This is a genomic window from Citrobacter sp. RHB36-C18 (assembly GCF_013814485.1).
Lineage (GTDB): Bacteria > Pseudomonadota > Gammaproteobacteria > Enterobacterales > Enterobacteriaceae > Citrobacter > Citrobacter braakii.
The window spans coordinates 961674-976093 of record NZ_CP057125.1; the positions used below are offsets into that span (position 1 = coordinate 961674).

Here is a 14420-nt window from a genome sequence, read left to right on the forward strand (position 1 = left end):
TCCGTTATGGGACAATTAGGGTCACACTGTTAAATAGAGATATATCTCGTCGATGGCGCAATTCTACTCTGCAAAACGACGCGTGACGACGCGTCAGATCATAACCGTTACCGTCAATGACCTTGATCCTTTCGGCCAGGGCGTTGCTCGCCATAACGGAAAGGCGTTGTTTATACCGGAATTGCTACCTCAGGAAAGCGCCGAGGTGGTGATTACCGAAGATAAAAAACAGTTCGCCCGCGCGCAAGTAAAACGACGTTTAAACGACAGTCCGCAGCGTGAAGTGCCACGTTGCCCGCATTTTGGCGTGTGCGGCGGCTGCCAGCAGCAGCATGCCAGCATCTCGTTGCAGCAGCGTAGCAAAAGCGCGGCGTTGTCGCGTTTAATGAAATGTGAAGTGTCGGATGTTATAGCTGATACCCCGTGGGGCTATCGTCGTCGCGCCAGGTTGAGCCTGAACTATCGGCCAAAAGAACAAAAATTGCAGATGGGGTTTCGCAAATCCGCATCCAGCGACATTATCGATGTCAAACAATGCCCTATTTTGGTGCCCCAGCTTGAAGCGCTCTTGCCCCACATCCGGGCGTGTCTGGAAAGTCTGCAAGGGTTACGCCATCTTGGTCATGTCGAGTTGGTGCAGGCCGGGAGCGGAACCCTGATGATTTTGCGCCACACGGCGCCATTAAGTGTTCAGGATAAAGAAAAACTGGAATGCTTTTCGCATTCTCAGGGGCTGTCTTTGTTTCTGGTCCCGCAAAGCGAGATACTGGAATCAATATCAGAAGAGTCGCCCTGGTATGACTCAAATGGACTACGGTTAACCTTCAGCCCGCGTGATTTTATTCAGGTCAATGAAGGGGTAAACCAACAAATGGTGGCCCGTGCGCTCGAATGGCTTGATGTGCAACCTGAAGATCGCGTTCTCGATCTGTTCTGTGGAATGGGTAATTTTACCCTGCCGTTGGCAACCCGGGCTGCAAACGTGGTGGGGGTGGAAGGGGTACCGGCGCTGGTGGAAAAAGGCCGGGAAAACGCGCTGAATAACGGATTACACAATGTGACATTCTTTCATGAAAACCTTGAGGAAGATGTTACCCGGCAGCCGTGGGCGAAAAACGGATTCGACAAAGTATTGCTCGATCCTGCGCGTGCGGGGGCTGCAGGTGTGATGCAACATATTATAAAATTAGAACCTATACGCGTTGTTTATGTATCCTGTAACCCGGCAACGCTGGCTCGTGACAGCGACGCTTTGCTCAACGCGGGATATGCCATACGGCGACTGGCGATGCTTGATATGTTCCCGCACACTGGACACCTGGAATCAATGGTCCTGTTTGAGCGTATGTAATAAATTTTGTACCCATTGGATTTCGGGTGGTAATGCAGCGTGAAAGACAATGGGTATGGCTTGTCGACTTCGACAGGCCAGGCCCCTTAAGGAGAGGACAATGGTTGCGGTAAGAAGTGCACATATAAATAAAGCTGGTGAGTTTGATCCAAAGAAATGGATCGCGAGTCTGGGGATCTCCAGCCAGCAGTCGTGTGAACGCTTAGCCGAAACCTGGGCGTACTGCCAGCAGCAGACACAGGGGCATCCGGATGCGGATCTGCTGTTATGGCGTGGCGTGGAGATGGTTGAAATACTCTCCATGTTGAGCATGGATATCGACACGCTGCGCGCAGCAATGCTGTTCCCTCTGGCAGATGCCAACGTGGTCAGTGAAGACATCCTGCGCGAGAGCGTGGGCAAATCCATTGTTCATCTTATCCACGGCGTGCGGGATATGGCGGCAATACGCCAGCTTAAGGCCACTCATACCGATTCAGTCTCATCCGAACAGGTCGATAACGTTCGCCGCATGCTGCTGGCTATGGTGGATGATTTCCGCTGTGTGGTCATCAAGCTGGCGGAGCGGATTGCACATCTGCGTGAAGTGAAGGACGCACCGGAAGATGAACGCGTTCTGGCGGCAAAAGAGTGCACCAATATCTATGCGCCGCTGGCCAACCGTTTGGGTATCGGGCAATTAAAATGGGAACTGGAAGATTACTGCTTCCGTTACCTGCACCCGGCTGAATACAAACGTATTGCCAAGCTGCTGCACGAACGTCGCATCGATCGCGAGCATTACATTGATGAGTTCGTCGGTCATTTGCGCTCAGAGATGAAAACGGAAGGCGTCAAAGCCGAAGTGTACGGACGTCCGAAACACATCTACAGCATCTGGCGCAAAATGCAGAAAAAGCAGTTGGCCTTCGATGAACTTTTCGACGTGCGCGCGGTGCGTATCGTGGCGGAGCGTTTACAGGACTGCTATGCCGCGCTCGGGATAGTGCATACTCACTATCGCCATCTGCCGGATGAGTTCGATGACTATGTCGCTAACCCGAAACCCAACGGCTATCAGTCAATTCATACGGTTGTGCTGGGACCGGGCGGGAAAACCATTGAAATTCAGATCCGTACGAAACAGATGCACGAAGATGCCGAACTGGGCGTTGCGGCACACTGGAAGTACAAAGAGGGCACTGCTTCCGGCGTGGCGCGTTCTGGTCATGAAGATCGTATTGCATGGCTGCGTAAGCTGATCGCCTGGCAGGAAGAGATGGCGGACTCTGGCGAAATGCTGGATGAAGTCCGTAGCCAGGTCTTTGATGACCGAGTGTACGTCTTTACGCCAAAAGGCGACGTTGTGGACTTACCTGCGGGCTCCACACCGCTCGATTTTGCTTATCATATTCACAGTGATGTGGGGCATCGTTGCATTGGCGCGAAAATTGGCGGGCGCATCGTACCGTTTACCTACCAGCTGCAGATGGGCGATCAAATTGAAATTATCACCCAGAAACAGCCCAACCCAAGCCGCGACTGGTTGAACCCTAACCTCGGCTATGTCACCACCAGTCGGGGGCGTTCGAAGATCCACGCCTGGTTCCGTAAACAGGACCGCGACAAAAACATCCTTGCTGGCCGCCAGATCCTCGACGATGAGCTGGCGCATTTAGGCATTAGCCTGAAAGAAGCGGAAAAGCACCTGCTGCCGCGCTACAGCTTCAATGAGCTGGATGAGCTGCTGGCGGCGATTGGTGGGGGGGACATTCGCCTCAACCAGATGGTGAACTTCCTGCAGGCGCAGTTTAATAAGCCAAGCGCAGCCGAACAGGATGCCGCCGCGCTGAAACAGCTTCAGCAGAAAACGCAGGCGCCGCAGAGTCGCCGTAAAGACGACGGTCGCGTGGTGGTGGAAGGGGTGGGTAACCTGATGCACCACATCGCGCGCTGCTGCCAGCCGATTCCAGGCGATGAAATTGTCGGGTTTATCACTCAGGGCCGCGGTATTTCCGTGCACCGGGCGGATTGCGAACAGTTGACCGAGCTGCGCTCCCATGCGCCGGAACGTATTGTTGATGCGGTTTGGGGCGAAAGCTACTCGGCAGGATATTCGCTGGTGGTTCGCGTCCAGGCTAACGATCGCAGCGGCTTATTACGTGATATCACCACGATTCTTGCCAACGAGAAGGTGAACGTGCTGGGGGTTGCCAGCCGGAGTGATACCAAACAGCAACTGGCTACCATCGATATGACCATCGAAATCTATAACCTGCAGGTGCTCGGGCGCGTGCTTGGCAAGCTGAACCAGGTGCCGGATGTGATCGACGCACGTCGTCTGCACGGTAATTAATTATTTTATAGGCCAGATAAGTTTGCATGCCTGGTGAGGCGCGTTCGCGTTGCCATCAGGCATTGCCATGTTGCCGGATATCGGCTGTCGTCTTATCTGGCCTCGCGTATTGTAATTTCAGGATATTCCAATGAACCAAATCGACCGACTGCTCGGTATTATGCAGCGCCTGCGCGACCCGGAAAACGGTTGTCCCTGGGACAAAGAGCAGACATTCGCCACTATTGCCCCTTACACCCTCGAAGAAACCTATGAAGTGCTGGACGCAATTGCGCGGGAAGACTTCGACGACCTGCGTGGAGAGCTGGGTGACTTGCTGTTCCAGGTGGTGTTTTACGCCCAGATGGCGCAGGAAGAAGGACGTTTCGATTTCAATGATATTTGCGCCGCTATCAGCGATAAGCTTGAGCGTCGCCACCCACATGTTTTTGCTGATGTTTCTGCCAGTAACAGCACTGAGGTATTGACCCGCTGGGAGCAGATCAAAAGCGAAGAACGCGCCCAGAAGGCGCAGCATTCCGCACTCGACGATATTCCCCGTAGTTTACCGGCGTTAATGCGCGCCCAAAAAATCCAGAAACGCTGCTCTAATGTTGGCTTCGACTGGAAAACATTAGGACCGGTTGTCGACAAGGTTTACGAAGAGATCGATGAAGTCATGTTTGAGGCGAAGCAGGCTGTTGTCGACCAGGCTAAACTGGAGGAGGAAATGGGCGACCTGCTGTTTGCTACGGTCAATATGGCTCGGCATTTAGGCACTAAAGCAGAGACCGCATTGCAAAAAGCGAACGAGAAATTTGAGCGCCGTTTTCGTGAGGTTGAGCGAATTGTAGCGGCCCGGGGTCTGGAAATGACTGGTGTTGATCTGGAAACTATGGAAGAAGTCTGGCAACAGGTAAAACGGCAGGAAATTGATCTCTAAGGGATTTCGTCGGTCAAGGGCGATTTGTGTGATTTTTTAAATAACAAGCGCTTGATTTACGTCAAAAACATTTACCCCAAAGGGGCTATTTTCTCACTCCCGATGTTTATGTGAGCCTGGTGAAGAGGAGGAATAATGAAAGTTTGTGGCGCTCGTCATGTTCGGGTATACTACTTTCCCGTCTTGGTAATTCCATCGTTTCACCCTAACTTCTCAGGTCCAGCATGACAACGAACTATATTTTTGTGACCGGCGGGGTCGTATCCTCTCTGGGTAAAGGCATTGCCGCAGCCTCCCTGGCAGCCATTCTTGAGGCTCGTGGCCTCAACGTGACCATGATGAAACTGGATCCGTATATCAACGTCGATCCAGGTACTATGAGTCCAATCCAACACGGGGAAGTGTTCGTTACTGAAGACGGCGCTGAAACCGACCTGGACCTGGGTCACTATGAGCGTTTCATTCGTACCAAAATGACTCGCCGCAATAACTTCACTACCGGTCGAATTTACTCCGATGTCCTGCGCAAAGAGCGCCGTGGCGACTATCTGGGTGCAACCGTACAGGTTATCCCGCACATCACCAACGCGATTAAAGAGCGTGTCCTTGCCGGTGGCGAAGGTCATGACGTCGTTCTGGTTGAAATCGGCGGTACGGTCGGTGATATCGAATCCCTGCCATTCCTGGAAGCGATTCGCCAATTAGCGGTGGATATCGGTCGTGAACACGCGCTGTTCATGCACCTGACTCTGGTTCCTTACCTGGCCGCTGCCGGTGAAGTCAAAACTAAACCGACTCAGCACTCGGTAAAAGAGTTGCTGTCTATCGGTATTCAGCCTGACATTCTGATCTGTCGTTCCGATCGCGCGGTTCCGGCCAACGAACGTGCAAAAATTGCATTGTTCTGTAACGTGCCAGAAAAAGCCGTTATTTCAATGAAAGATGTCGATTCCATCTATAAAATTCCAGGCCTGTTGAAATCCCAGGGCCTTGACGATTATATTTGTAAACGATTCAGCTTGAACTGTCCGGAAGCTAATCTGTCAGAATGGGAACAGGTTATCTACGAAGAAGCGAATCCGGCAGGCGAAGTGACTATCGGTATGGTTGGCAAGTATATTGAACTGCCGGATGCCTATAAGTCAGTTATCGAAGCATTGAAGCACGGTGGTCTGAAGAATCGTGTCACCGTCAACATTAAGCTGATCGATTCGCAAGATGTCGAAACGCGCGGCGTTGAGATCCTGAAAGGTCTTGATGCAATCCTGATCCCTGGCGGCTTCGGCTACCGTGGTGTTGAAGGTAAGATCGCGACAGCGCGCTTTGCGCGTGAAAACAATGTTCCTTATCTGGGTATTTGCCTGGGTATGCAGGTTGCGTTGATTGAGTTTGCACGTAACGTAGTGGGTATGGATAACGCCAACTCCACGGAATTTGTGCCAGACTGTAAGTACCCGGTGGTGGCCCTGATTACCGAATGGCGCGATGAAGACGGCAACGTTGAAGTCCGTACCGAGAAGAGCGATCTGGGCGGCACAATGCGCCTTGGCGCCCAGCAGTGTCAGTTGAGCGACGATAGCCTGGTTCGTCAGCTGTACGGCGCGCCGACAATTGTTGAACGCCATCGCCACCGTTACGAAGTCAACAATATGCTGTTGAAACAGATTGAAGCTGCGGGTCTGCGTATTGCAGGCCGTTCCGGTGATGATCAGTTGGTCGAGATCATTGAGGTACCGAATCATCCGTGGTTCGTGGCCTGTCAGTTCCACCCGGAATTTACTTCCACGCCACGTGATGGGCACCCGCTGTTTGCCGGCTTTGTGAAAGCCGCCAGTGAACATCAGAAGCGTCAGGCGAAGTAAGAAGTAAAAAAGTTAGAACGGCAATGCACCCATCCGGGTGCATTGTTTGTCTGGAGTTTTAGTTTAACTTGTACTGAGGAAAATCTAATGTCCAAAATCGTTAAAATCATCGGTCGTGAAATCATCGACTCCCGTGGTAACCCGACTGTTGAAGCCGAAGTACACCTGGAAGGTGGTTTCGTTGGTATGGCAGCAGCTCCGTCAGGTGCTTCTACTGGTTCCCGCGAAGCACTGGAACTGCGCGACGGCGACAAATCCCGTTTCATGGGTAAAGGCGTACTGAAAGCTGTTGCAGCTGTTAACGGCCCAATTGCTCAGGCTCTGCTGGGTAAAGATGCTAAAGATCAGGCTGGCATCGACAAGATCATGATCGATCTGGACGGTACTGAAAACAAATCCAACTTCGGTGCAAACGCCATCCTGGCTGTGTCCCTGGCGAACGCCAAAGCAGCAGCTGCTGCTAAAGGCCTGCCGCTGTATGCACACATCGCTGAACTGAACGGTACTCCGGGCAAATACTCCATGCCGGTTCCGATGATGAACATCATCAACGGTGGTGAGCACGCTGACAACAACGTTGACATCCAGGAGTTCATGATTCAGCCGGTTGGCGCTAAAACCCTGAAAGAAGCCGTACGTATGGGTTCTGAAGTGTTCCATAACCTGGCTAAAGTTCTGAAAGCTAAAGGTATGAACACTGCAGTGGGTGACGAAGGCGGCTACGCGCCGAACCTGGGTTCCAACGCTGAAGCTCTGGCTGTAATCGCTGAAGCGGTTAAAGCCGCTGGCTACGAGCTGGGCAAAGACATCACCCTGGCGATGGACTGTGCAGCTTCTGAATTCTACAAAGACGGTAAATACGTTCTGGCTGGCGAAGGCAACAAAGCATTCACCTCCGAAGAATTCACTCACTTCCTGGAAGAACTGACCAAACAGTACCCGATCGTGTCCATCGAAGATGGTCTGGACGAGTCTGACTGGGACGGTTTCGCATACCAGACTAAAGTTCTGGGCGACAAAATCCAGCTGGTTGGTGACGATCTGTTCGTAACCAACACCAAGATCCTGAAAGAAGGCATCGAAAAAGGCATCGTTAACTCCATCCTGATCAAATTCAACCAGATCGGTTCTCTGACCGAAACTCTGGCTGCGATCAAAATGGCGAAAGACGCTGGCTACACCGCTGTCATCTCTCACCGTTCTGGCGAAACTGAAGACGCTACCATCGCTGACCTGGCTGTTGGTACCGCTGCAGGCCAGATCAAAACCGGTTCTATGAGCCGTTCTGACCGCGTTGCTAAGTACAACCAGCTGATTCGTATCGAAGAAGCTCTGGGTGAACAAGCGCCGTACAACGGTCGTAAAGAGATCAAAGGTCAGGCGTAATCCTGTTCTTTAACTCTTAACGTAAAAACCCGCTGCGGCGGGTTTTTTTATGCGTTCAGCGGAATTTGACGCAGATAAATCTGCTGGCTGTTTTTACCTGCAAGTTTCTGAAGAAAGCAAAATAGCGCATGATTCGTTCGCAGATTAAACTTTTTGCGGATGATGTATTTATGCACATAGAGCGTTTTCTCTGAGATTGACATGTTGCGGGCAATCTCAGATGTCGTTATGCCCTGACAGATAAAGGACATAATGCGCCTTTGCTGTCTGGTCAGGACTTTATGTGGACAATGAAAACATAATGTTTTCCCTGGCTGTATTTGCTTTTTTCTTGATTCCCGCCAGGCAGTTAATACTTTCTCTTTGACTGTCGACAGTGAGTCCTGTCGGTGAATAAAAATGATCCGGGCAATGCAAAAGGGCAGATCGGAAGAGGAGTCAATCACTTCATCGGTTAAGCCAATAATAATGCCTGTTGTCCTGTTCTGCAGTTCAGGAAAACACATGAGATGCTCTCCCGGAGCCAGAGAAATAACGACGATATCTGCCTTATCAAAGTTTTGTTGGGAGTAGGATGTTAAAAAGCCAATTTTATTGGCGGTTCTTCCAAGGAATATCTCTATAAAAAAATGTTTCAATCCATCGCGATAAAATTCGTAAGGGTCCTGTATGAGTATTTTCATATTAAATATACCAGAGCCAGTAGAGGCATTTATTAATAATAATTAGGGTGGTTTTTTTAGTAATTCAAATTCATTTGCACCAAAGAATTAAACGTATTGGGAAGGGGGCAGATACCAGTCAGTAAAAAGATCGCTGGATACAGGGGACAAAGCGCCAGGATAGAATAATTCATTTGTTGCACCATGATAAATATCCTTTACACAGAAATAGTTCGGTTTACTGATAAGTCATTGTGAATTGCAAAATAGTAACTTAATTGTAAGTAAAGTTGGCCTGAACGATACCAGCGATCGTCCCCGGCATCACATTGCCTTTGGAATAGGCCCGGGCACGTAAATTGTATGTAACGGTACGATCGGCGAGTACCGATTGAGTAATATTTGTATTATTTCCTTTCAGGTAACCGGTGCTGACCTGGATAAGTTCTATTGCAACGTTCGCCGTTCCGCTATTTTTATAGCGTACCGAAAAGTCGGGATCTTCCGTTCCGGTAAACGTCACGACCACGCTGGTGGTTCCCACCGGGCAACTGGCAAGGTTAATGGTAAAATTAACCGGGGCAGAGGTTGTGCCTGCCACTGCAATATCTGCAGCCGGGATGTCTCCCAAATTAACATTGATATTGCTGCCACTGGCTACGACACACGGGGACGCAATAACTTTCCCGGTAATATTAATATTGACCGGTTCGGCCCCGGCAATATGGATTGTCGCTCCCAGATACAGCCCCGCCAGCGCCAGATGAATGAATCTTTTATGAATATTCATTTTATGCCTCTCCTTGTATAACTTTGATGGCGGAGCCGCCTACTGATAAGTAATATTGAGCGTCGCAGTGGCGTTAGCGCTGCCTGCGGTCACGTTGTCTTTCGTCTGAAAATAGCGTGCGGTGAAGACTCCCGGAGGGAATTCCTGCCCGCCTGCTGAGGTTTTCAGCACGATGTTGTTATTCAGCTTCAGGGGCGCGCCCCCATAAAGCAGCTGGATCCCGATTCCGCTCGCAACCCCTGACATCCCAGCTCCTGATAATGCCAGGATACTGTCATTGGCGGTTTCAGTACTTTGCGTCCCGCTTAACGATGCGTTAATCCGGGTGCCCGCATCACAGTTAAGGTCTATTGTGAAAGTCCGATCGCCTTTGGTGGATCCTGCACCGCTAAAACTATCCGCTAATACCGAATCCAGGGGGACAGCGATACTCGCGTTATTTATTGCGCATGCCTGGACCGTCACCACCACTGACCCCGCACCTGACCAGATGGGATTTAAATCCCACTGTCCGCTTTGATTATTTAACGAATAGCTTGAGGTTACAGACGGTATTGTCGTTATTGCTCCTGAGGAGACATTGGGCCTGGTTTTCACAAATTGCAATGATGCACCCATGGATAAACCCTGCGTGTCCTTTTTAAGTATATGGCAGGTATAAGTCCGGGTTGAGTTTGAAATATGATCGTCAAACTGCACCGGGCAAAAAGACAATGAGCCTGTATTCAGGGCAAAATTATAACGAACGCCAATTCCGTCAACATTCGTGGGATAGACATCGGTATAACCTGCAACGGGGGCTGAATTAACCTGTAAACGCAAGTACACATCTCTGTCGGCGTCAGGATCCCCAAAGCAACCCAACCCCCATACTTCGCTGCCAATAGATCCAAATTTATCACTGAAGACATTCATGGTGGCGTCGTCACGTTGATAATTTAACGTTCCTGAGAACGTGTAATACCCACCGGAATTATTACAGCTGGCCGCTTCAACAGAGGCAGTAAACGCACCGGTTAACCCAAGTACCAGGGGGAATATATGATTCTTCTGTATCTGTAACATAACGCATACCCTCGCCGCTATTTCAGGTGACTATTCTCAGCAACCCATTCAGAGCCTGGCTCTAAGCAGGGTGGTTTTGTTTATCGGTAAGTAAAATTCATTTGTACCAGGGAATTAAACGTACCGGGGAGGGTAGTGTCAGAGACAATCACCCGACCAGCCAGTAAAAAGGTCGCCTTGCGCTGAGCGTCAACCAGGACGTTCATGCTGCTGCCGTTTCCCTGCACCTGCGCCTTGTTTGTGTCCTGGGCCATTTGCACGGCGGCGTTGGCGGCGGTCCCCGTACTGGCATACAGCGTGGGATCTTCTACGGCCGGCTGTCCGTTGAACGTCACGTCCACCGATGTCGTTCCTGCCGGGCATTTGAAAAGCCTCACCTCAAAGGATTTCCACGCGGAAGCATTTCCGTCGGCGCGCATTTCATTTAAGCGGAGCTGGCCGAAATTAACGCTCTGGTTTTGCGAGGCGATCTCGACCACGCAGGGAGACGCCACAACATGACCACCGATATTGATCTCCGCAGCATATGCAGAGCACGCCAGACAAAGCGCGGGGAGAACATATTTCATTTGTTGCTGCATAATAAACACCCGTAGAGCAGAGAAGTCAGGTTTACTGATAAGTGAAGGTGACTTGTGAAACGCTCACTATCGTGCCGGGCATAACGTCTGCTGCTGCAGCAATGGCACGTGCGCCTATCGGGAAGGAAACAGTGCGGTCGGTTGCAACATTACGCTTTAATGTGGTTCCCGGACCTAAAAACTTACCGTTACCGGATTCCTGGCTCTCTTTAAGCTGTACGTTAACGTTGGTTGCCGTCCCGGTATTGGCATAATCCCCGGGGCTGTTCGCTGCTGGCGTTCCGGAAAAGGCCGCCGTTACCGATGTTGTGCCAAAAGGACAATCTTTTAAGATTAAATAAAAGGTTTTGAATGCCGTGACGTTACCAGGCTGTGCCAGGGCGGTGGCCTGAATATTATCACCCAAATTAACATTGAGCTGTGATTTGGTGGTGTCAACGGTGCAAGGTGAGGCGACGACTTTGCCGGTAACATTAATATTGACCGGATTGGCCCCGGCAATATTGATTGTTGCCGCTAAATATAGCCCTGCCAGCGCCAGATGAATGAATCTTTTATGAATATTCATTTAGTCCCCTCCTTTTTATAACTCAGATGGCGGAGCCGTCTACTGATAAGTAATATTGAGTGTCGCGGTGGCGTTAGCGCTTCCCGCGGTCACGCTGTCTTTCGTCTGAAAATTATCCCATGCCATACCCCCCTTTTGTTGTTCGATATTGCAGGCGGCAAGCGCAGAAAATGAGCTGCATATTAGAAAAGCAGCGCTCCAGATAATTTTCTGAAATTTCATTTTGTTCATTGGTATACCTCAATACGCAACAGGTATCAGATAAAAAATTATTTTTTGAACGGCTAAGTTATTTACTTAATGACACCGCTCGCTAACGATCTGAATATCGCTATTTTCCAGCATCGCTTTAGCCAGGGAATAATTCACCTGACACTGCTGCTCTGCGCCGTTCCCCCATTTCACTCTTAGTTCACCGCTGTCGGCCAGACCGGTCAGATACACCTGTCCGCCATCGCCAACGATAAACGCCTGGGCGCTTTTCTGCGCGGTATCGCTGACCGTCGCGCCAAATGGCACTGGCATTCCACCTTGCAGCAATAGCGTCATCATCACGCGCTGGCCCACGCTGGCGTTAAAGCTGGCCTGCACCACGGCTCCCCGCGTCGGCACCACGTTGCGGGTGGTCTGCATCAGCTCTACGTTATCGGGCAGTGTCAGCGTATTCAGCTGCACTTGGTTTTTACGGTAGGGCGAGGTATAAGGCACGATGGCATAGCCGCGCCAGTCGGTTTTCACCCCGCTCTGATTGCTTACGCCAACCCCGGAGGCTCCCGGTGCCTGAACCAGCGCCATGGTTTCACCCAGCGGTTGGCCGAAGGTGACGCCGCTGGCGTGCGCGACTATCCCGCCCTGTAGCCCGTAGTTCAGCCGTTGGCTGTTTTTGTCGTAAGCATATCCCGCAGTGACTTCAGCATAAGTTCCGCGATAGTCGGCGTTCAGATTGCCGCCGTTGCCCGTTCCCTGGCTGCCGTAACTCTGCTGGATGCTCCAGCTCAGGTTATTGCCCTCAAGCGTCGTACCATTGAGACCCACGGTGTGATTGGTGCTCCCTTTCTGGCTGCTACTGACGTTCCACGACGCGTGGGTATTACTCAACCAGCGATTCAGTGGAATGCTGATATTCAGTGAGAACACCTGGTCGCGCTCATAGACCTTTTCTTTGCCGGAGCCCCCGCTGCGCGACGTCGAGTTAATGTTATAGCTGTAATTAAACCCGTAACTGATGCCGTTCCAGCTATTGTTGTAACCGGCGCTCATCGACCGCAGGGTCCGGCCGCTGTTCCAGTAGTCTTCGTTTATCAGGCTCAGCGACAGCGATCCCGCTCTTTCCCACAAATTCTGGCTCAGCGACAGTTCAGTACGGTTACGCCTGCGCTCGAAAAACGTCGGGGTGTTCCCGCCGCGCCAGGTATCCATGACTTCTGCCAGCGTGTAATAGCCATCGGTCGAGTAGCGATAACCGGCAATGGCGAAGTTAGTCCCGGTTTCGACAATATTTTTGCTGTAGCGGATCCGCCATGACTGGCCTTTCTCCTTCGGCTGGTTCTGTATCTTCGACCAGCAATGGGTGACATCCAGCGAAAGCGCGCCAATTTCCCCCAGATTTTTACCGACGCCCAGCGCCAGCGACTGATAGTGGTTCGCAAACTGGCCGCCGCCGTAGAGGGTAAAACCCCGTGGCAGGCCGTAGATCAGCGTCGCCTGGCTAAACGGCGTCTTTTCCACGCTGCGGTCATACGAACGATACTGGCCACTGGTCAGTGAATATTTCAGCCGCTGTTCACGTTGGAGCACCGGCAGTGAGGCAAACGGTACGACGAGATTCTGCTCGCTGCCGTTATCTTCTTTAATCGTCACATAGAGATCCCCGCTGCCGCCGGTGGCGTACATGTCGTTGATTTCAAATGCGCCCGGTGCCACATAGCTCTGATAAATAACATACCCGTTCTGCCGGATAATCACCTGCGCATTGGTTCGCGCGATGCCTTTGATCGCCGGTGCATAGCCCTTCATGCTGTCGGGGATCATCTCCTCGTCGGACGCCAGCTGCGCGCCGCGAAAAGGAACGCTGTCGAAAATATCGGACGGGGAGGCACTGTCTCCCAGCACCAGTTGGCTCTTCAGGACGCGAATATCACGGGACAAATAGGTATAGACGGTGTCCCAGCTGTCGCGACCGTTATTATCCCGCTGAAAAGTTGTGTAATTACGCAGCCGCCAGGGACCGATATTCATGCCGGGACGCAGGTTGGCGTACTGGGTCGTACTGTCCGTGCCGCTACGATCCCGCGCCCGGGTACTGGCGCCGTTCACGCTGTAATTAAGCAGCAGGGCGGTGATCCCATCATCCCACTGCGTTTCAGGAACGTAATCGCGTGGATTCATCACAATGGCGGCCTGCGGAATGCTCAACAGCAGTTGCTGCGCGCTAAAGCGAAACTCTGCGCGAGCCTGGGGGATCGCGTCCAGCCTGGCACACGGCGCGGCGGCATCGCCCAGATCCGGGAACAGGTCGGTTTTGACTCCCATCGCGTTAAGCTGGCTCACGCTCAGGCATGGCGACAGAAGCGCTTTCCCATCCGGGCCGGGCTGCATGCTGAACTCCACTTCCCGGGTTTCCTGAAACTGGTTGTTGACAGAGATATCGACCCGGTAAACGCCCGGTGCCTGGCCGTTTTCCTCTTCAAATACGCTAAGATCGGTCTTTTCCTGATGCGGATTGTCAATTTCCAGCATCAGCGGATTAAAATATTCCCTGGCGTGTGAGGCAAAAGTTGTTAAATTCAATAGTAAAAAGGGTGCCGAAAAAAGATAAATCAGCCTGCCAATATTATTGGGCTGTGGATATTCGCGCAGGTTTTTTGGGCTCCTCATCTGTGTAGTCCTTCCCTGAGG

At 51.5% G+C, this 14420-nt stretch carries 12 protein-coding genes; 5 read left to right on the plus strand and 7 right to left on the minus strand.

What is annotated here, in order from left to right:
- Positions 1 to 52 precede the first annotated feature (52 nt).
- From rlmD to eno, 5 genes are all read left to right on the plus strand, one after another.
- Positions 53 to 1351: a 23S rRNA (uracil(1939)-C(5))-methyltransferase RlmD gene (rlmD, locus tag HVZ52_RS04595; RefSeq protein WP_181598926.1), complete on the plus strand. Its 1299-nt coding sequence runs from the start codon at positions 53 to 55 to the stop codon at positions 1349 to 1351.
- Between the two features lie 100 nt (positions 1352 to 1451).
- Complete coding sequence (relA, locus tag HVZ52_RS04600) at positions 1452 to 3686, plus strand: GTP diphosphokinase (RefSeq protein ID WP_016154235.1); 2235 nt, start codon at positions 1452 to 1454, stop codon at positions 3684 to 3686.
- A 130-nt stretch (positions 3687 to 3816) separates the two neighbouring features.
- Positions 3817 to 4608, plus strand: a complete 792-nt coding sequence (gene mazG / locus HVZ52_RS04605) for a nucleoside triphosphate pyrophosphohydrolase (protein ID WP_016154234.1) — start codon at positions 3817 to 3819, stop codon at positions 4606 to 4608.
- 224 nt (positions 4609 to 4832) lie between these two features.
- Positions 4833 to 6470, plus strand: a complete 1638-nt coding sequence (gene pyrG / locus HVZ52_RS04610; protein WP_016154233.1) for a CTP synthase (glutamine hydrolyzing) — start codon at positions 4833 to 4835, stop codon at positions 6468 to 6470.
- Positions 6471 to 6557: 87 nt separating this feature from the next.
- The gene (gene eno / locus HVZ52_RS04615; RefSeq protein ID WP_003034129.1) at positions 6558 to 7856 is read left to right on the plus strand and encodes a phosphopyruvate hydratase; all 1299 of its coding nucleotides are present in this window, start codon (positions 6558 to 6560) and stop codon (positions 7854 to 7856) included.
- A gap of 47 nt (positions 7857 to 7903) precedes the next feature.
- On the opposite strand, the gene HVZ52_RS04620 is transcribed toward eno, so the two are convergent.
- The 7 genes from HVZ52_RS04620 to HVZ52_RS04650 form a co-directional block, all read right to left on the minus strand.
- Positions 7904 to 8539, minus strand: a complete 636-nt coding sequence (locus tag HVZ52_RS04620; protein ID WP_181598927.1) for a LuxR C-terminal-related transcriptional regulator — start codon at positions 8537 to 8539, stop codon at positions 7904 to 7906.
- 253 nt (positions 8540 to 8792) lie between these two features.
- A complete protein-coding gene (locus HVZ52_RS04625; protein ID WP_181598928.1) occupies positions 8793 to 9308 on the minus strand; it encodes a fimbrial protein in 516 nt (171 codons plus the stop codon).
- 39 nt (positions 9309 to 9347) lie between these two features.
- Positions 9348 to 10373, minus strand: coding sequence for a fimbrial protein (locus HVZ52_RS04630; protein ID WP_181598929.1), 1026 nt, complete (start codon positions 10371 to 10373; stop codon positions 9348 to 9350).
- An 80-nt stretch (positions 10374 to 10453) separates the two neighbouring features.
- Complete coding sequence (locus tag HVZ52_RS04635) at positions 10454 to 10954, minus strand: fimbrial protein (RefSeq protein WP_046276149.1); 501 nt, start codon at positions 10952 to 10954, stop codon at positions 10454 to 10456.
- Positions 10955 to 10985: 31 nt separating this feature from the next.
- Positions 10986 to 11522 (minus strand): fimbrial protein, encoded by a 537-nt coding sequence (locus HVZ52_RS04640; RefSeq protein ID WP_046276150.1) that lies wholly within the window; start codon positions 11520 to 11522, stop codon positions 10986 to 10988.
- Positions 11523 to 11561: 39 nt separating this feature from the next.
- Positions 11562 to 11753 carry a hypothetical protein gene (locus HVZ52_RS04645; protein ID WP_046276151.1) on the minus strand — a complete coding sequence of 64 codons (192 nt, stop codon included), beginning with the start codon at positions 11751 to 11753 and terminating at the stop codon, positions 11562 to 11564.
- Between the two features lie 66 nt (positions 11754 to 11819).
- Positions 11820 to 14399, minus strand: a complete 2580-nt coding sequence (locus HVZ52_RS04650; RefSeq protein ID WP_181598930.1) for a fimbria/pilus outer membrane usher protein — start codon at positions 14397 to 14399, stop codon at positions 11820 to 11822.
- Between the last annotated feature and the right edge of the window lie 21 nt (positions 14400 to 14420).